This is a genomic window from Kitasatospora azatica KCTC 9699 (genome assembly GCF_000744785.1).
GTDB classification, from domain to species: Bacteria; Actinomycetota; Actinomycetes; order Streptomycetales; family Streptomycetaceae; genus Kitasatospora; species Kitasatospora azatica.
Map to the genome: position 1 here is coordinate 49873 of NZ_JQMO01000002.1, position 17591 is coordinate 67463.

The 17591-nt window shown below is 72.1% G+C and carries 21 protein-coding genes; 6 read left to right on the forward strand and 15 right to left on the reverse strand.

Going from position 1 to position 17591, the window contains the following annotated elements; all coding sequences use genetic code 11:
• Positions 1-468 precede the first annotated feature (468 nt).
• The 7 genes from BR98_RS41885 to BR98_RS00790 form a co-directional block, all read right to left on the reverse strand.
• On the reverse strand, positions 469-594 hold the full coding sequence (locus tag BR98_RS41885) for a hypothetical protein (protein WP_267886031.1): 126 nt from the start codon (positions 592-594) through the stop codon (positions 469-471).
• On the reverse strand, positions 591-764 hold the full coding sequence (locus BR98_RS38795; RefSeq protein ID WP_157537234.1) for a hypothetical protein: 174 nt from the start codon (positions 762-764) through the stop codon (positions 591-593). Before BR98_RS38795 ends, BR98_RS41885 begins: the two co-directional genes overlap by 4 nt.
• Positions 764-961, reverse strand: coding sequence for a hypothetical protein (locus BR98_RS00770; protein WP_035838949.1), 198 nt, complete (start codon positions 959-961; stop codon positions 764-766). Before BR98_RS00770 ends, BR98_RS38795 begins: the two co-directional genes overlap by 1 nt.
• A 155-nt stretch (positions 962-1116) precedes the next feature.
• Entirely contained in the window at positions 1117-1635 is a 519-nt protein-coding gene (locus tag BR98_RS38800) for a hypothetical protein (RefSeq protein WP_157537236.1), read from the reverse strand.
• 975 nt (positions 1636-2610) lie between these two features.
• Positions 2611-3561: a hypothetical protein gene (locus BR98_RS00780; RefSeq protein ID WP_157537239.1), complete on the reverse strand. Its 951-nt coding sequence runs from the start codon at positions 3559-3561 to the stop codon at positions 2611-2613.
• 185 nt (positions 3562-3746) lie between these two features.
• A complete protein-coding gene (locus BR98_RS00785) occupies positions 3747-4337 on the reverse strand; it encodes a hypothetical protein (protein WP_035838955.1) in 591 nt (196 codons plus the stop codon).
• 759 nt (positions 4338-5096) lie between these two features.
• Positions 5097-5381, reverse strand: coding sequence for a hypothetical protein (locus BR98_RS00790; protein ID WP_051969148.1), 285 nt, complete (start codon positions 5379-5381; stop codon positions 5097-5099).
• Positions 5382-5447: 66 nt separating this feature from the next.
• Here BR98_RS00790 and BR98_RS38805 point away from each other — a divergent pair, with 66 nt between their 5' ends.
• The 4 genes from BR98_RS38805 (at position 5448) to BR98_RS00805 (ending at position 8467) form a co-directional block, all read left to right on the forward strand.
• Positions 5448-5636: a hypothetical protein gene (locus BR98_RS38805; RefSeq protein ID WP_157537240.1), complete on the forward strand. Its 189-nt coding sequence runs from the start codon at positions 5448-5450 to the stop codon at positions 5634-5636.
• Between the two features lie 52 nt (positions 5637-5688).
• Positions 5689-6630 (forward strand): DUF6000 family protein, encoded by a 942-nt coding sequence (locus tag BR98_RS35845; protein WP_051969149.1) that lies wholly within the window; start codon positions 5689-5691, stop codon positions 6628-6630.
• A 712-nt stretch (positions 6631-7342) separates the two neighbouring features.
• On the forward strand, positions 7343-7762 hold the full coding sequence (locus BR98_RS00800; RefSeq protein ID WP_157537242.1) for a DUF5959 family protein: 420 nt from the start codon (positions 7343-7345) through the stop codon (positions 7760-7762).
• 123 nt (positions 7763-7885) lie between these two features.
• On the forward strand, positions 7886-8467 hold the full coding sequence (locus BR98_RS00805) for a hypothetical protein (RefSeq protein WP_035838961.1): 582 nt from the start codon (positions 7886-7888) through the stop codon (positions 8465-8467).
• 389 nt (positions 8468-8856) lie between these two features.
• Here BR98_RS00805 and BR98_RS00810 read toward each other — a convergent pair whose 3' ends face one another.
• The 6 genes from BR98_RS00810 to BR98_RS00835 form a co-directional block, all read right to left on the reverse strand.
• The gene (locus BR98_RS00810; RefSeq protein ID WP_035838964.1) at positions 8857-9096 is read right to left on the reverse strand and encodes a hypothetical protein; all 240 of its coding nucleotides are present in this window, start codon (positions 9094-9096) and stop codon (positions 8857-8859) included.
• 242 nt (positions 9097-9338) lie between these two features.
• Positions 9339-9539, reverse strand: coding sequence for a hypothetical protein (locus BR98_RS00815; RefSeq protein ID WP_035838967.1), 201 nt, complete (start codon positions 9537-9539; stop codon positions 9339-9341).
• Between the two features lie 39 nt (positions 9540-9578).
• On the reverse strand, positions 9579-9971 hold the full coding sequence (locus BR98_RS00820) for a DUF3085 domain-containing protein (protein WP_051969150.1): 393 nt from the start codon (positions 9969-9971) through the stop codon (positions 9579-9581).
• A gap of 181 nt (positions 9972-10152) precedes the next feature.
• Positions 10153-10671: a hypothetical protein gene (locus BR98_RS00825; protein WP_035838971.1), complete on the reverse strand. Its 519-nt coding sequence runs from the start codon at positions 10669-10671 to the stop codon at positions 10153-10155.
• 1005 nt (positions 10672-11676) lie between these two features.
• Positions 11677-12192, reverse strand: coding sequence for a hypothetical protein (locus BR98_RS00830; RefSeq protein WP_035838973.1), 516 nt, complete (start codon positions 12190-12192; stop codon positions 11677-11679).
• Positions 12193-12353: 161 nt separating this feature from the next.
• Complete coding sequence (locus BR98_RS00835) at positions 12354-12926, reverse strand: hypothetical protein (protein WP_051969151.1); 573 nt, start codon at positions 12924-12926, stop codon at positions 12354-12356.
• Between the two features lie 96 nt (positions 12927-13022).
• Here BR98_RS00835 and BR98_RS00840 point away from each other — a divergent pair, with 96 nt between their 5' ends.
• The gene (locus BR98_RS00840) at positions 13023-13400 is read left to right on the forward strand and encodes a hypothetical protein (protein ID WP_035838975.1); all 378 of its coding nucleotides are present in this window, start codon (positions 13023-13025) and stop codon (positions 13398-13400) included.
• A 1475-nt stretch (positions 13401-14875) separates the two neighbouring features.
• Positions 14876-15706, forward strand: a complete 831-nt coding sequence (locus tag BR98_RS00855; RefSeq protein ID WP_035838982.1) for a barstar family protein — start codon at positions 14876-14878, stop codon at positions 15704-15706.
• Between the two features lie 149 nt (positions 15707-15855).
• Here BR98_RS00855 and BR98_RS00860 read toward each other — a convergent pair whose 3' ends face one another.
• Together BR98_RS00860 and BR98_RS00865 are read right to left on the reverse strand one after the other, a co-directional pair.
• The gene (locus tag BR98_RS00860) at positions 15856-16341 is read right to left on the reverse strand and encodes a hypothetical protein (RefSeq protein WP_035838984.1); all 486 of its coding nucleotides are present in this window, start codon (positions 16339-16341) and stop codon (positions 15856-15858) included.
• A 542-nt stretch (positions 16342-16883) separates the two neighbouring features.
• On the reverse strand, positions 16884-17504 hold the full coding sequence (locus BR98_RS00865) for a hypothetical protein (RefSeq protein ID WP_035838988.1): 621 nt from the start codon (positions 17502-17504) through the stop codon (positions 16884-16886).
• Positions 17505-17591: the final 87 nt, after the last annotated feature.

Genomic DNA, 17591 nt, shown 5'->3' on the forward strand with positions numbered 1-17591 from the left:
GGGCAGCGCCGTGCCCGAACTCGGCCAGGTCGTAGCCGCCCGGACTGCGGCGCGGACCGGCGCGGGCAGCGGCAGCGCGGGAAGAACGGGCCGGGCGGGGCCGGGGCCGGGGGCGGCGGGGGCCGGGCGCCGCGCGGGGACGGGCGGGCCGTGCGCGGGGGGCCGGTGCGGGCCGGGAACCGATGCGCCACCGGGTGCACGGCGCCCTGTGTCACCTGGGTCCGGTGCGTGCCCGCCCAGGAGGCTGCTGCGCTCCGGCGGGGGCCGCGTCGTGCGGCGGCCCGGGCCCGGCCCGGCACCCGGCCGGGAACCGGTGCGCCACGCCGTAGTGCGGCGACGCGCCGCCGGCCAGGTCGGTCAGGTTCCCCGAGGCCACCGCACGCACGAGCGACCGTCACGGCCAGGGCGCTGGTGCAATCGCCACCGGCTTCTGGTGAGCAGCAGGTGGCGCTGTCCTGTGAGCCGGGCTCACCGGGAGCCCTGTTCCTTGCCGTGCACGAGGTCGAGCAGGGTGAGGCACCACTGGATCCGCTCGGCCAGGTAGTCCGGATCCGTCTGCCGCTCCAGGTCGGCGGCGAACTCCTCGTCCGTCACCGGTGCCCCCCGAGCATGAGCAGCAGCACGCCCACCGCACCCAGCAGCGCGACCAGCGCGACAACGGGCAGGACAAGGGACCCGACGCGCGAGCGGGCGCCGACCGGACGCCGCCGCGTGCGGCGGCCGTGTGTCGAGTAGCCGGACATGCCGTTGGTGAGCCTGCCCATCACCGCACCGCCGAACGCGCGGCCACGAGCCCGCGGGACTCGCGGGCCTTGGGGGCGCCGCCTTGGGCGGGCGGCTTCGAAGCGGCGGTGCACCGGGGGAACGGGCGCTGCAGGTGCACGCCCAGGTCATCCAGCAGGACGGTGCGGCCGGTGCGGCGGAAGCAGTCCGCGGCAGGCAGCGGTGTCATGCGCGTCATCTCAACTCCAGAGTTCGTCAGGTGTTCGGGGCTCGGTGGGCCTGGTCTGCCTCTCCGGGATCCCGACCAGCGCCGCTCCACCGGCACCGGTACTGCGGGAGGTGACTGGCGGTCGGGGGCGGCCCGCGCTGGTGCGCGAGCCGCTTGAGGCGGTGTCAGAACGCAGACCCCTCGTCCCAGCCGGACCCCGGCGTCCGGGCGCCGCAGCGGATGCGCCGACGCAGCGGTGCCAGCAGGCGGGCCAGCGCCAGGGCGGGGTGGACGTCGGGCAGGGGCAGGCGCAGCAGGGGTTCGCTGCAGTCGCAGGGCTCGCTGTCCTCGGCGTGGCTGTCGTCCGGCTCGGCGTAGGGGTAGTAGGTGCGTCGGTGGCCCTTGCCGCCGCAGGTCGTGCAGCGGGGGTGGCCGGTGGGGCAGGCGAGGGTGAACGTGCGGTGGAAGCGGTCGTGGGCGGGGCGGTAGCAGGTCAGCGGCAGCAGCGGGATCGTCACCCGTGCGGGGTCGGCGTAGTGGAAGCCGGTGAGCAGATGGCCGAACTCGCGGCCGGAGTGGAAGTCCTGACGAAGGCGCGGATCGGGGCCCGCGTAGTCGCTATCGCGGCGGAACGCGCGCAGACCGGCGCCGAAGGCGGCCAGACGACGCCGGTACGAAGCCGGCACATACACGGAGGAAGACAACAGGACTCCACACCAACTCGAGGACGGAAGGAAGCGGCTTGCACCCGGCACCGGCCCGCACCAGCGAGCGGGCCAGGCCGCGGGAACAGCCCGACCAGCGGGGCGCCACAGCCAGGACCAGGCCCGGCCCGGCCCGGTCGGGCCGGGCCGGGCGGGGAGGGCGGGGGCGGGGCGGGGAGGGGCGGGGGCGGGCGGCCCACACGAGACCGGAACCCGCCCCTGCTTTCCTGCCGGTAAAACTAGGACCGTCGGAAGGCCGCACCAACCCCAACATCCCCGACCCATCCACCAAACCTGACCCCCCGTCACCCCCTCGGCCCCGGGCCCCGCCCCTGGCGGGTTCGGCCCCGCCGGGCTGGCGGGCGGCCGGGAAGGCCCGGGACCAGCCCAAGGCCAGGCCGGGTCGGCGACGACGCTGACCGCGCGCCCGACCACGATGGGCACAGCGCACGGTGGTGATGGCCGGCCGGCGCCTGCGGCGGACCCCGGCCGCGCCCAGCAGGCCGGCGCGCACACCTTCGAGGCCCCGGTACCCGTCCCCGGGCAGGCAAAGGAGCACGCGAGGTCCGGCGGGAGCGGCTACGCGCGGGTCGCTGGGGCAAGTCGTGACCCGCCCGCCGCAGTAGTCCCGCAGCCGGCAGTCAGGCGCCGCGTCGGCGCTCCACAGCCCCGCTCCCCCGCACAGCCGCAGCCGGACGGCGACCGCTACGAAAGCCCCCGTCTCCGACGGCGGTGATACCGCGAACCTCGAGGACGGCCCGGATCCGGGCGCCCACGGTGGCGGTGCGGCCCTGGCGGCGTCGCGAAGAGCGCTCTCACCTAACAACGTCGCCGCCGTGAACGCCCGGCTCGTCGGCATTTTCAGCACCGGGCAACAGCCAGGGCCTAGGTGTGCATCTGCCAGGCGGTCAGGCCGGTGACGATGACCTTCGGTATCCACGTGGGGCGCCTGTCCACGGTGAGCACGTAGCGGCCCTACAGCACCCTCGCGGCCCGCTCGACCATGTCGCGCTCGCGGGTGGCGCGTTGGCGGTAGGCATCGCCTCCGTCCAGCTCGTTGCCCGCGCACCAGGTGACCAGCCACTGGCCCGGCTCACCCCGACCGACCTGGAGCCCACACCCGCCCTCAGGCGCGCGGTCGCTGCGCGAGGCGATCGGAAGTCCCGCCTGGCGCAGCGCGGCGCGCAGGCCGGGGATGCTGGGCAGCTTCATCGCGGCGCGACCAGGCCGCTGCGGGCCCACCTCCAGGCCTGCGGCGATCGCTTCGGTGTGGGTGCGCACCGACAGGTAGCCGCCCTGCTGCTCCAGGCGCACGTCCAGGCCCCGGCCCTGCAGGCAGGAGCCCATCGTGAGGAGTTGCTCCCGCAAGGTGTCGCAGATCAGCGTGACCCGCCGGCCCGGGGCGTCGCTGGCGGCGTGGAAGCCGTGCGGGGCGCGGTACGGGTCGTAGGCGGTGAAGCCGTTCTCGCGCGGCATCGCTGACACCGAGGACCCGGTGATCCCGAAGGAGCGGGCCTCGCGGCGCGCTGCCTTTCGGCGCACGGCCACACAACTGTGGTGGGTGCAGTCCTTCCCGATGCGCTTGGCGTGCAGGTCAAGGCGGCCCAGTGGGCCCGGGTGGGCCAGGCGCTGGGAGCGCGGGCACACCTCGAGCACGCAGCCGTCGTACCACCACGGCTCACGCTGCGCCCGGACAGCGTCCAGCGGCGCGGCGTCCACGGCGTCGAGCATCGCCTCGACCCGGACCAGGAAGGCTTCCCGGCTCTCACCCGGATCGCCCTGCAGCACCGTGCCGCGCGGCTGGTCGCCCGGGCCGACGGGGGCGTCCTCGCCCACCACCACACCGGGGCGACCACCCGGGCTGGAGGAGGCGAACGCGTGCAGGGTACGGCCGTTGTACATCGTGCTCCTGCGGGGCACGGCCATGGCGTGGGTCCCTTCGCAACTGCGTGGTCGTCGACAGGACGGAAGAAGGGCGGCCCGGACCGGGCACCCACGGCGGAGGTACGGCCGTGGCGGCGTCGCGTGCCGGCCCTGCGCTGCGCCCGGCACCCGGCGCCCGGCCGGTTGCCGGGCCCGGGCGGGGCGGGGTGACCGGGGTGGCGTGCCGGTCAGACAGCGCTGTGCCGCTGGGCGCTGTGGCAGCGCGCGGCCAGGCTGCGGATGTAGACGGGCAGGTCGACCGGGACGCCGTGGGCGGGCAGGAACACGTCGTCGGTGCCCTCGTCGGTGTAGGGGGCGCGGGCGCAGGCGATCGCCTCGTGGTCGTCGGTGGAGAGGCGGACACCGTGCGCGGCGGCGGCCTCGATGCGGTCGCACAGCGTGTCGAGGGTGTCGGTGCGCACCACGAGGCCGACCAGATCGTGCCAGGCGTGCGGGGTACGGCGTGTGCGCTCCGGGTCCCCGAACAGCACCTGGTGCATCCGCCCGGTCAGCCCCAGGGCCAGGGACGCGTAGTGCTCGACAGTGGTAGTGCCGTCCCCGGGGTGGCCGGGCGGGAGGCGGTGGGTGGGCAGGCCCAGGCGCTGGACCGCGGCCGCGTCGAGAACCACCCGCTCGCCCGTGTCGGTGAAGCGGGCACCGTGCAGGCGGGCGGCGTGGCCGGCGAAACCCGCGCCGGGCACGGACTCGTCCCACAGCTCGGGGTGGACGGTGACGTGAGCCAAAGTCGCGTACAACAGCACGACGTTCGGACGGGACACAGCGGGACACCTCATCAGGTTGCGGCGGTCGGTGACGGTCACGACCCGGCGCTCGGGTGGGTCGGCGCTCGGGGACTCGGACGGGTCGGGCGGGTCGGGCGGGTCGGGCGGGTCGGGCGGGTCGGGCCCGGACGGCCTCAGCAGTACTGGGCACCGGCGATGCCGGGCGCCGGTGATGCCGGGCGCCGGTGATGCCGGGCTTGAAACTGCCAGCAGCCCCCGACCCGCCAAACCCCCCGATCCGGGGACTCGGGGACTCGGGCGGGTCGGGCGGGTCGGGCGGGTCGGGCGGGTCGGGCGGGTCGGGCGGGTCGGGCCCGGACGGCCTCGGCGGTGCTGGGCACCGGTGATGCTGGGCTTGAAGCTGCCAGCGGCACCCGACCCGCCAAACCCCCGGATCCGGGCACGGCGTCAGCGCCCAGGCGCGGCGCGAGTCCAAGGCTGCGGCGAGCAGCCGGTGTTGGACGCCCGGACGGCGGCGGCTCGGGAAGGAGCACAGCCCGGACCGGCCCGTAGTACCGCAGGTGTCGGGCTGCCCCGTCCGGACCGGACAGCGCATGAGGAAAGGACGTGGGAAAGGGCGTGGGGCCGGTCCCGGTCGGGCCGGCCGCGCCGTGGGCGAGGGGGGTGCTGGTGCACGAGGTGCGGCCCAGCGGCCGCCTCCGTGCTGGCCGCGACGGTGACCACGGCCCGGAGCCCGGCCACGCGGGCGAGCCGGGCCCCGGGCAGGCGGCCTGCCCGGGGGTGGTTGATGGGCGGTCAGGCGCCGTGGCGCAGGCGGGCCAGGTCCTCGCGCGTCATGTCGGCGGTGGCGACGCCGAGATCGGCGCGCAGGAGTTCCCACCGGCGGCACTGCGCGGTCCAGGCGTCGGCGGCCAGGAGCGCCGGGCACTCCAAGCAGGCCGGGTACTCCAGGCGGGCCACGGTGGCCGGGGCGAGCTGCCGGCCGCAGCCGTTCGGGCACGGGCCGGTGCAGGGGGCGGGGCTGGACGGGCGCAGGGACTCGAACGAGCGGCCTTTGTGGTCGAGCCGATCCGGACGCATCCGCCGTCACTGACCCGGTGGACGACGCCGCCGTCGCGTTCGTGGTCAGCCGTTACTGTCTCCGGCGTGCGCGCGCCGATGCGGCGGGCACCGCAGCACCCAGTCGGCGTCCATCTGCTGTCGCCGTCGGATGGCCGCGTGGTCGAGCGGCGCACTGCCATCCTCTCCCGGATCAAGGAGCTCCTGGCCGAACTCGCCGAGCCGACTGAAGACCCGCCCGACACCGAACCCTGCAGCAGCCGATCCGCAGAATGATTCACCGCTAATCCAGTCGACACTCACAACGACCGCACCCGAAGATGATCGAATGGATGACCTGTCCGCTCCGGCCGCGCTTGGCGATGCTATCCGCCGCTATGCCTCCGTCGACCGCCGCCATCTCGAACTGCTCCACGGCAACGTGCAGCGGCGGCGGCTGGAGCCGACGGAGCGCACCGCCTTCTTCCGCGAGCTGATCGCGGACTCCAAGCGGGTCATTGACCAGGAGTTCGCCGCGCTCCTCGCAGACGGCTCCGGCTGGCGCGAACGCCTCGTCGCCGCGTGGATGGCCGGCATCGGCGGACACACACAGCAACGCCGGCGGATCGGCGAGCTGCTCATCGAGAGCCGCCAGACCTACGCCGGTCAGGGCTACTGCTTCGCGCTGGCCTGCCTCGGCACGCCGACAGACGCTCAGATCCTCTGCGACTACCTCGACAAGTACCTGCGCCGGCCAGATCTCTACTACGACCAGCACTGGGCCATCGGAGCCCTGCTCGACATAGACACGCAACTCGGCAGCAACTATGCCGAACGCTTCACCACCCCAGACGGGCTCTGGCAGCAGTGGGCACCCGACAAGTCCCCTGAATACCTCGAAGCCCAGAAGAACCGCGTCGCCGAGCTCCGCGCCCTTGTCGAGGAAGCACGTCAAGCCGACCCGGCGGGCCCGGACCAACGGGCCGTCAGCCTGCCGGCTGGATGGGTCCCGATCCCCGGACACGACCGTGCCGTCTTCGAGGCCGAACTCGTCGCGGAGGTCTCAGTCGACCTCAAGCCGAACCATCCGCTCGCCAAGCGTCCGCTGGTGGCGGTCGCGCACTGCAGCCAACGAGACCACGTGCTCTTCGAAATCGCCGAGAACCCGATCCGCTGGGCGCTGGTCGAGTTGAGCTGGTCGGGACAGCCGGAACCCGGCATCCGTCCTCACTGGGACTTCTTCGCCTCGCCCGAGACCGCGGCAGCCGGACTCCGGGAACACCTGCGATAGCTCGACGGCCCGTCCAGACAGCGGGATTGGTCGGAGCCGCCAGCGCGGTCGCGCCCTGGCTGGCCGCACTGGTCACGGCGCAGTTCATTCAGTCATGGTGCGTGAGGGCGTGGTGTGGGGATCCATGCGGCGCGGCGGGGCGCGGTAGCTGGCGGCAGGCGGTCGGCGGTGGGGGGCGGGCGGGGTGGTGGCCGGGGACGGCGTGAACAGTACGAGCGACGCAGGCCCCGCCCAACCCCGAACGGCCCCGGCCCGAACCGGGACAAGCAGCGGCGCACGGACTGGAGACACAGGCGGCCCCGCCCCGGCCGCTGGGACAGCGAGGGCCGGACAAGGGCGGCGCCGGGGGGAAAGTCGGCGTGGGCAACGCGGCCAGGGCAGCACCGGCCCCGTGGACGGGCACGGCGAAAACGCCATCAGCTCCAGGAACCGCCACCCGTGGGGTCGAGCACTACGAACGCCTGCGCGAGATGGACACGCTTGCAACCAAATCCGGGAATGCCAAGGCCCGGTAGCGTCGAGTTGGGTGGGGTGATGGATCGGCCCACGGCTCTGGCTGTGTAGGTGACCGTCGAGTGCGGCTGTTGGTAGCTTTCGAGATCAGATGCTGGCTGATGGTGCGTGGAGTGTCGGCGAGAAGTGAGAGCGCTGTCGCGCCTGTCGGTGCCGTCCGGAATGATGCCCTTGTTCGAGATCGAGTGAGAGGGCTGTGATGGACGACGAGCTGGACGATCTGATCCACCTTGCCGATCCGCCTGGGACGAGCGGTCACGTCGTCGCACTGCGGGTGCTGAAGCAACCGGAGCCGGGCAACGAGTTCCTGGACTGTGAATTCGTCGTGTCGACGGAGACCGTCACCGGCAGCTTCCCGGTGGGAATCACGTCCCTCGACCTGGACGCGTGGGAAGAGGCCCTCGACAGCCTTGCCGGAAACCGGTTCGTCTCGTGGCTGAACTCCGGCAGGACGGTCCAGTTGAAGATCAAGCCGCTCAGCCCCAGGGCAATCGCGGTGTCGATCAGCGACGACCCGTCCTCGCAGGTGATGGTCAGCCTGCCCATGTCTCCGCCGGCCGACTGGATCGATGACCATCGAGCGCGTTTGGTGAAGGCACGGCAGGTCATTTCAGGCTGACCGTCTCCTGGCCGGCGGTCAGATCACCCGGGCAATGGGACTGGGCCACCCCGCCGGTCGGTGTCGATTGGCCGAGGGGGGACGATTGCCCGAACGAACGTCCCCTACGCTCCGAGGTCTCACGTGATCGTCCGGCTCAGGCCGCTGTCCGGTTCCCTTGTCCAGCAACTCGCCGAGCTTGCACGGGCGGGCTGGGACCATCCCAGCGTCGATGGCTTCCTCGCCGGACTGGGCTGGGACGAGTCGTCGTGGAACGGCTACGACACCGCCAGCGGTCATCAGCTGGTGCCAGGCGATCCCGACCGGCTCGGTTCCGGCCAGTCGCGCTTCTACCTGCCGTTCTGCTTCTTCGATCCGAGCGACGAGGCAGACGTCGGCCCGCTCGGCGACGAGTTCGAGATGGTCGGCTGGGACGGCCTGGACGGTGATCCCGCAGCCTTCGATCAGGCCTGGTTGGCGGCTTGCTCCACGGTTGCCACCGAGCTCGGCGCGGCCGAGACCACACTGAGGTGGTCCCTCGACCCCCGGCCGTGGAACTTCGCGGGCTGGCGGGTCGGGGCCAGGGCCCTGATCGTGGCTCAAGGAGAGGAATTCGGCTCCTACGGCGAGCTGGACATGGCCGCCGTCTGGCTGGTCGACCTCGCCCCGGACCTGGCATTCCCCGATGCGAGCGGCTTCTACAGCTGGATGCTGGGCGAAAACTGACCTGCCCGACACGCCCGAAAGCCCGATCCTCCCCCGGCGCTCTTTCACTACCTTCAGCAACCAGGGTTGGCCTACCCTGTTCACGTCTCCGCAGCGGGCAGTGCCCCGACCCAGCCCAGGGGCGATCAGCTGCCGGTCTGGCCACCGGCGGCTCAGCCGACTCCCGGATCCACCACCCGTCGCAACAAACGTACAGTGGGGCGGGGGCGGCCGAGCAGTGGCCGCCCCCGCCCCACCGCGCCGACAAACTCCGCCAGCCCCGTAAGGGCCCCAGCGGGCAGCAGTCAGCTCCCCCCTGCACGGAGACTGCCGCAGAAAACCGGCTGTCACCGGGCCTGCTCCCCCGAGCGGCTTCGATGCCTTGAGCCCCCGATCGCCGGGGTCATGGGTCAGCCCAGCCGGGTGACGACGGCCTGGTCCTGGAAGGTCACGGCCTGCCAGTCGTCGCCGAGCTCCAACTCCTGGTGCCCACTACGCCCGCCGCCAGAGCACTGATTGCACAGGGTCGGCGGGTCGTTGTGCTCCACGGCCAGTTCAGCGATCCGCTCCGGATCGGTGACGTCGTCGGGGACCTCGACCTCGACACTGGTGTTCGCCCACGTGGTCAGAGCAACGCTGTAGACGGCCATTGGGAATCCTCCTTGCAAATGGGGTCTGGGTCGGTGGTGAGCGGGGCCGCACAGCGGGCCGGCCCGGGTGCAGCGGCCGCGCGGGCAGCAACACCGTCTGGTGGGTGCGCCGGTGCCCCGTTCGGTCAGTTGACAGCGAAGGGAGCAGTGTCGATCACGGTTACAGGTGCGTGCGGCCCCTCTTCCTGACCGCAGGCGCACAGGCGGGCGCAGGGCCGTTGGTGGCGAGGGCGGGCGGCCGGTCAGGACCGGTTGGTCTGCTCGCGGTAGCCGATGAGCCGCTCGGTGTCGTGGAGGTCGCCGGTGAAGGCGGTGTCGGACAGGTCGCCGTCACGGGCTCCGGGCTTGCCGGCGGCGATGTCCGCCAGGGCCTGGGCACGACCGTCCCGGCGGGCCGCGCGCAGGCTGCGGTTGCGTGCGCAGAAGAAGGCGGGGAAGAACACTATGTTCCCTTCGTTCAGTTCAGTGGGTTCAAGATGAGCTCAGGCCTGAAGGAAGCCGAACCCGAAACAGTCCGGCTCGACCTTCAACACGAACCAGGCATCGCCCTGCGCGTTGTGCCGGCTCAGTTGCTCCAGCAGCCCCGAGGCCAGCGGGATCGCCTGGGCGAAGTCGTCGCCGCCGACAGCGGTGTGACGCAGCTCGTGCCCGGTTCCCGGGCCCCAGCCCTGGGCGCGGACGACCCGGCGGTGGTCCTTGCCGGGCAGGTGCGGGCGCCCGTTGGACATCAGGTACGTCCCATCGTCCTTCGCCCAGACCAGCGCGGGCCGCTCGCAGTTGCCGTACTTCTGATGCCAGGGCGCGGCGGCGGCGTGCTCGGCCAGCGCCAGCACGTCGGACAGGGCGAACCGCAGGCTGATCGACGTCACGGTCACGATGGGAATCCCTTACGCAAGATGGCCGGCGCGGCGGGCCGCAAGATGGCCGACCCGGCGGGAGTTGACCGGAGCGGCCCCGGGCGCGTGAGGTGCCGCCCGGGCGTTCCGTTCGGCTTATGGGTGCAAGACTGCCTGCCATCCGGGCCGCGCCCAACCCCCGACTTCCCCGAGGGCACAGTCAGCCGTCGGCGGGCTCACGGTCGGTCAGCTCGGCACGCAGCACGCCCACACGAGCGGCGTCAGGACCGTCGGCCGGGGTGTAGCGGCCGCAACCCGCCCCGCCCCCGGCCGGGGCACGGCGATGCTCGAAGCCAAGAACACCGCAGCGGGTGCAGGGCGTGACCTCCCGACGCCACGAGTGGCAGACGCGGGCGTGGTCGTCGAACGCCCGCAGGTGAGCCGCCCGCAGAGTCTCGAAGCCGTCGTCGACCGGGCCCGTCCAGTACGCGACGTCATAGTCGTACTCGAACCGGCCCATGTAACTGAAAGGGCCGGCCGGGCGGAAGACGGCCGGGTCCTCGGGCTCGACGATGAAATTGGCGGGGAGCACGAAAATCCAGCAACGACACGGCACCACAAGTCTGGCCCAGCACACGGTGAAACCGCCCAGACCACACGGATCGGCCTCGAACGAGCCCAGACCCGCAGACGCCAGATGCTCAACGCTGTCAGGACTGAGAAAGAGACTGGCAGGCATACAGAGACATTCCTTCCACAAGAGACAAAACCGGACCGGCCGCCGGGCTGGCACACGACCACACCCACGCCGGGGCCCCAGCCCAGCAACCGCCCCGCCCCCCGGGGGCAGAACCGGAGCGAGACACAACCAACCCGAGACGAGGCCGGACGGGGCCGGGCGGGGGCGGGCCGGGCCCACCCGAGAGCAGCGAGCAGAACCTCGACCCAGCCCAGGGGCGCCCAGCGGCAAGCCGTCACTGACGGGGCGGCCAGCGGCACGCCGACCACCCCATGACCGACCGTCAGGTGGCAGCGCGCAGCGGCGCCAACGCCGGACATCGGGCGGCACCATGCCCGAACTCGGCCGGCTCGTAGCCGCCGGGGCCGTGGACCGGGCAGCGGTCCGGCCGGTGGGTAAGCCGGGCCCCGCACGCAGCGGCGGGGCAGGCACACGCCCGGTCGCTGCTGTACATGTGAATGGTGTAGGCACGTTCCTGCTCCGCGGCGGCCAGGATCTCGCGAGCCGCACCACCCACCGGGGAACCCGGGGAAGGCGCCTGGTGGCCTGCCCCCGCCAGCACATGGTCCGCAGCGGCCACGAACCACGCCAGCGGCGTCCCATCCGCCCGCGCGACCGGACGCCTCAGACCGTCAGGCGTGGCGGTAGCCAGAACCCGAGCCAGCGAACGGACAAACCCCGCACGGACACCACCAGACGCGGCAGACCGGGTGGGTGCCACAGCAGACGCGGTTGGCAAGGCAGGCTCAGTGGGCACGGCAGACGCGGTGGGCACGGCAGGCGGGGTGGCCATGGCAGGGCTCCTGTGTCGATGGGCGCAATGGCTTCTTACCGGCGAACCTAGAAACACCACCGGCCCCCACCCACCCCCACTTCCTTCGCACCGCACCGCCCAACACACCACCGCAGGGGCGGCAACGCGGCCGAGGGCAAGCGCCGCGCGGCGGGCGCCGGGCCCCCTGGGAGCAGACCTGCAGCGCAGACCCACCCACACGACGGCCGGCGTCACAACGGCGGTTCGCCGTCCCAGTCGGTAGCCGGTCGGCGACCGTAGCGGCGCCGGTGCAGGATCCGGCGCAGCATGTGGGGTACGGGCAGGCACAGCAGCGGTGCGGTGCACGGGCACTCGCCGAGCAGCAGCCACGGGTCGTCCTTGTCCCACAGGACGCCGTCACCGTGGCAGGCGGGGCAGTCGCCTCGGGGCTCGCGGGGGACGACGGTGAGGTAGTCCTCGTAGAAGGGCCAGCGCACGGTGCAGTCACGCAAGCGGCCCGGCCGGGTCGCGTCGTGGTGCCAGCGGCGCTGGGTGAGGGTGCGGCCGAACGCGCGGCCGGCCACGAAGTCGCCGGCCAACTCGGCGGGCACGGGAAGGAGTTCCTCGACGCTGTCCTGGAGATCGCAAGCGGCCGGGGCGCGCAGAGCGAGCACACCGCGCGTGAACGCGGCCAGGCGGCGCGGGTAGGACGGGCGCCGGGTCGTCCAGCGGACACCAGTGCGCGGGTCGTGGTCTGGGTCGGGCACAGGGGCTCCTCGGTCGAACGGATCGGGCGGGCGGGCGGGGCGTGGCCCGGGCAGCCGACGGGCTGTCAGAACACCGGTCGGTCCGGCACCCGCGACCGGACGGGCGGCCACGACAGCAGCAGACCGGCGGCCCGCCCACGAGGGCGGGCCCGGTCATGGCGTCAGAACAGGGGCTCCTCACGCCGTTCGGACGCTCCCGCACGAGAACGCCCGGTCCGGGGCTGTAGGGGCAGTTGTGCGAAGGCCTCGCGTATCTCCCGGCGTCGGCGCAGCTGCGCCAGCGTCAGGGGGTGGGACTTTCGGGCGTGGGTGGCGCGCAGGTGGGCGACGTCCTTGCCCCACAGGGCGCGGGCGTTGTGTTCCAGGGCCTGGCTGGCGGCGTACTGGTCGGGCCACACGTCCAGCAGGTGCAGCCAGTGGGCCTGTCCGGCGCGCACGCAGCGGCCCGCGCAGTTCGCGTGCTCGAACCCGAGGGCGTACATGAGCGGAGGCTCGACGCCCTCGGCGCGGGCCCAGTCGAGCATCTGCTGCTTGGTCAGCCTGGACGCGCTCGGGGGCTCCAGCAGCGGGTAGCGCACCCGGTAGGGTTGCCAGCCGTTGGTGATGGCCGGGACCCGGCCGGGTTCGGTGGCGTCGATCCCCACGTACAGCACGCAGGACCGCGGGTCGGGGTAGTGCTCTTCGATCCAGCGGCGGCACGGCTCGATCTTCAGGCGCAGCGAGCTTCTCTGCACTTCACTCGATTGGGCGAGCGGCGCCTCCAGAGACCACCGTGCGGCTGGGCGCGAAACCTTTGGACCAGTGCTTCGTTGCCGTGATCGACTGAGGCCATGAGCTTGTCTGTGGATGTGTTCGTCGTTGGTGAGGACGACCAGATGGAGGTGCTGGATGTCCCGGTGGGCAGTTCTGACCTCGCGGGCTTCGAGAGCTGGCGCACGGTCGTGTGGGGGTCCGAGGCCGTTCGGTCATTGGGCGCGAGGTTCTTCCCGATCCTGGCCAGCCGGGACCTGCGGGTTGCTCCGAACCAGGCGGCGGACTTCCTCGCTGAATGTGCCTTGATCCGGAGCAACCTCGAACTCGTAGCTCCCAGCGCCGATCCGGCGAAGTCACATACGGAGTACGTTCGGCAGATCTCGGAGCGGCTGAGGAACATTGAGGACGCGTGCGAGCGTGCGCAGGGCGTCGCGGGTGGTGTTCTCATTTGGTAGTTGGGTTCGTTCTGGAGGAAAAGCAGCGGCGACCCCTGGCCGTGGCGTGGAAGGATAGCGCCATGACGTTGATCAATAGGGGCGATGCCGCGTAGGTCGCCCGGCGCGTTGCGCGCCCAGAAGCGGTTGGTCCGGGGTGGTTCCTCGCAGTTCAGTCAGATCTCGGGACTTGGGCGTGCTGCTCAGGCCGCTGTTCGGCGCCTGGAGGCTGACCGGTTCTGGCCCGGATGCCTGCGCGATTCCCTCGACCAGTTCGAGCAGTTCCTTCGAAGCCCAGGGCGTCTGCTCTATGTGCCGTTGGCGGACTGCCCATGCCACGATCCGCTGAGCGGCCGAGACACGGTGGAGGCGATGCTGAACGCCCTGCCCGTGCGTGCTCGTCGCGAGCTGAGAGAGATCGTCTCGCGACTGGATCAGGAATTCGAACGACGGACCCTCCCGGATCCGAGTGCGCCGGTGAAGCTCGGGGCCGGCTGGTGGCATCAGCGCCTGACGGGGCGGTAGTTCAAGCGATGGGTCCTACGCTGCGGTCACTCGTGCAGGTGGAGTGACGGGCCGACGAATGGCCTTGCGTCGGCCCACTCCCAGAAGGCGTGACCGGCGTCGACCGCCGCCTCCATGACGGCGAACAGCTCGGGCAATGCGGCGTCAGTAGGGGGACGGGCGCGGCTACGGCGGCTGAACGGCCGTTGCGGGCGACGTCCTCGATCCGGACGTACAGATCGTCCTTGCGCGCGTTCGTGGCGTCCACGAGGGTCCAGCCGGTCACGTGGGCGGTGAAGCCGGCCACGCACAGGGTCGTGCCGCGCTCGGGTTTGTGGCCGGGCTCCAGGAGGCGGCCCTGGGGGTCTTCGTACCAGGCGAGCATGTCGAAGGCCTGTGGGCTGCAGTGGATCGCAGCGAGCACAGCCCCGGCGACGACCGCGGGGGCGGGATCCGGACCCGCAGCGGAAACAGCAGCGACCGACGAGACAGCCCAAGAGGCGGTGGAAGAACAAGGCATGACGGTGCAGCTCCTCACGACGATGGACAAATAGCCCCGGCCCCGCGACAGCGCGGCGCCGGAAGCAGCCCCCGGCGGGCGGTACACAGACCTACCGGACAGCCGACCCACCAAGCCGAACAGACGACGGGCGGCGGGGCGGAAGGGCGGAGGGCAAGGCCGGAGGCGACCCACCACCCCGGCCTTACGAACGGCAAACTACGACCACCCCCACCCTCCCCCAACCCCTGCATCTCCCCGGCCCGCACGCATCAGCGACCAGGCCACCCACCAGGACCAACCGAGTTGGCGCCGCCACCCGACCGGGCTAAACCGTCGACCAAGTGCGCTGGGCACTCCTCGGCCAGGCCGCCCCTATTTCGCGGTATCCGACCGGCTGACCGCTCCGAGATCTACGAGGCGGGGTCAGCCTTGGCGGACTGGCTGGCGACAGCCCGGCGGATCGCGGGATGTCGGTAGGATCAGCGCTCTGATGGGGAATGTGGCGCGAGCACAGCGGCAGGGAAGCGAGGGGCAGCAGTACGCGCTGACCTCGGACGAAGACGACGCCGACTTCTGGGGCTTCGCCCACGAGGCCGAGGGGTTGTTCACTCCGCTGCCAGAAGACGAGGGGGCGCGCCGAGTGCACCTCGTGGGCTGTCGCCCGCAGGGCGGCCTGTTGAAGAGTGCCGGCCACATCGGCAGCCGGTGGGCCTTGGCGGGGAACGCCTTGCTCGACCTCCTTGACGCCGACGGTGCCACCATGGGGTCCTACTTCGTAGGAGAGGTCACTGTGGTCGACGCCAAGCCGTCAACCCGCGGAGCGGGCCTCGTTGACCTCACAGTGACACTGTGGTGCGACAACGCGCTGGCTGGTGCGGGCGCAGTGTGGGACCTGATCCGTACCGGTCGGCTGAGCCGCGTCGGCTTGTGGCATGAACTCGGTCCCCAGGACAGACGAGCGTGGCTGTCGGTGGCCCTTTGGTCCCGGGAGTACCAACGCCAGGGGAAGCCCGACCGTCCTTGCGGGCAGGAGTTCACGCTGGACGGTCGGCACATCGTTGACAGGGACAGCTTCTACTGTGCGCTCGGCGAAGCTATCAATGGGCCCGGCGGATACTTCGGCTGGAACCTTGACGCCGTGATCGACTGCTTGCGGGGCGGCTGGGGTGCTACCACTCCGTTCACCCTTCTCTGGGATTACTCGGCTGAGGCCAGAACGCAGTTGACGGAGCGGCTGTCCACTGGAGATGGCGACGTCGCCTTGTTTGACGTGATCCTCGAGATCTTCGACGAGGGGAACGTCAGCGTCGTCCTCCGATAGCAGCTGGATGCCTCCGCACTGATGAGGGTTGAGATGGAGTCGGTGCCGCAGGTCTGGCCGCCTGCGGCACCTCCGTCTCGACGACCGGGCCCTTGCCGACGTGCTTCAGGGCGGTGCACACCGTCTGGAGTTGGTGCGCCGGGCGTGGCTCAGGAGCGCAGCAGCGCGCGGGCGGTGTTCGCCCGGCCGGCGCTCGCGTCGTCGAGGATCTGGCAGGTCGGGCACAGCAGCGGGCAGTTCGCGGTGTCGACCGCCTCGGTGCGGTAGACGCGGCCCCCGCAGGCGGTCAACCAGGTGCGGTCCTCGAACAGGTAGCCGGTGTGAAGCATCGCCTGGTCCCCGTGGCGGGCCGGGCCCGCGGTCGGTTCCCACCCGGCCGACTGCCCGGGGGCGGGCTCGTAGCGCAGTGCCTCGAGGCCGTAGTGGGGCCGGGCGAGGGCGAAAGCGCCGGTCGGCTCCAGGAGCAGCACGGCCTGCCGCTCGGTCCAGCGCCCCAGGGCGATCGGATCGGCCACGTGGGCCACCGTACGCGGCGGTGCCTGCTCGGCCCACAAGGACCCGCGGTAGTACGTGGTCTCGTGGATACGGGCGTGGGCGAGGATCCTCAGACGCAGCGTCTCGGCGTAGGTAGGCACGATGCTCCTTCCGAACGGGCCGGCCGCCCCGGCCCTGCTGGCGAGAACACTGCGCCCGCCCCCGGACACCACCAACCCCCGCTTCACCCCCCGCCCGGGCGATACCGGCGGCAGAGCGCCCCGGCCCGGCCGACGCCGGGCCGGCCGGGCGGCGGCTCGACGACGTCCCCGCCGCACGCCGCTCACCACCCGACCGCGATGCCGTGCTCGGCAGTGCGCAGCACCTCGGCGGCCACCTGCCGCCCACGGGCCGCACGCCGGTGAGCGGCCCACTGCCCCGTCGCGATCGGCCATTGGCCATTGGCTCTCCTGATGGCATTGGGGCGGCGGCGGGAAGTGGGCTGCGGCGACGTGCGGTCGGCATGCGCCGTGCACAGCGCCGCCGGAGTCCGCGCTGGTTGTGCAGGGGTCGGGGGCGTTGCACTCCACGGTCGCGGCGCGAGGCGGCTCACCCCCCGGTTGGCGCCCCGCGCCCGTGGCGGCGGTCCGCCGCGGGCGCGGGGCGGTCGGCGGGGGCGTGCCGGACCGCGGCGACGGATCGTCTACCGGGGCCGGGCGGTTGGCAGCGGCGGCTCGTCGCCCGGGAAGGCGTGCAGGGCCTGGCCGATGCGCCACAGCGCGGCCGCCAGCTCGTCGCGGGCGGCGACGACGGTGCCCCTGCTGCGGCGCACCATCGCCTCGCCGCGCGAGCGGACGATGCGCAGGACGGTGCCGTTGGCGAGGACGGCGAGCACGACGCGCTGGCGGCGTATCTCGACCGGGCCGAAAGCCCGCCGCCCCACGACGATGAGCAGCCCCACGGCTGGGCCCTCGGGGGCGTGGAGGTCGTCCAGGCGAGGGGTGCGGGCGTCATCGGCCAGCGAGCGGGCCCAGGCGGCCATCTCGGTGGTGAAGTCGGTTCCGCCGCTCGGCAGTTGACCGGGCAGGTCCAGAGGGATCAGCGCGGTCGCGTCGGCGTGCGCCGCGCTGCCCCGGGTGCGTGCGACGGCGGGGCGGTGGATGGACATCAGGTGGATCGGGACGTGCAGGTCGTCCTGGGGATCCATGGCCTCCAGGGGGACGGCCTGCTGGATCACCTCCTCCATCGCGGTCAGGGACCCGCCGATGCTCATGACGGTCTCCTCGGTCAGCAGCTGGCGGACATGCTGCACGAACGCGGACATAATCAGGTGGTCCTCTCACAGGGGGAACAGGCGGCCACAAGGCCCGCAGCACGCCAGGCAGGGCCGAAGGGCCACCGGGGTGGCGTT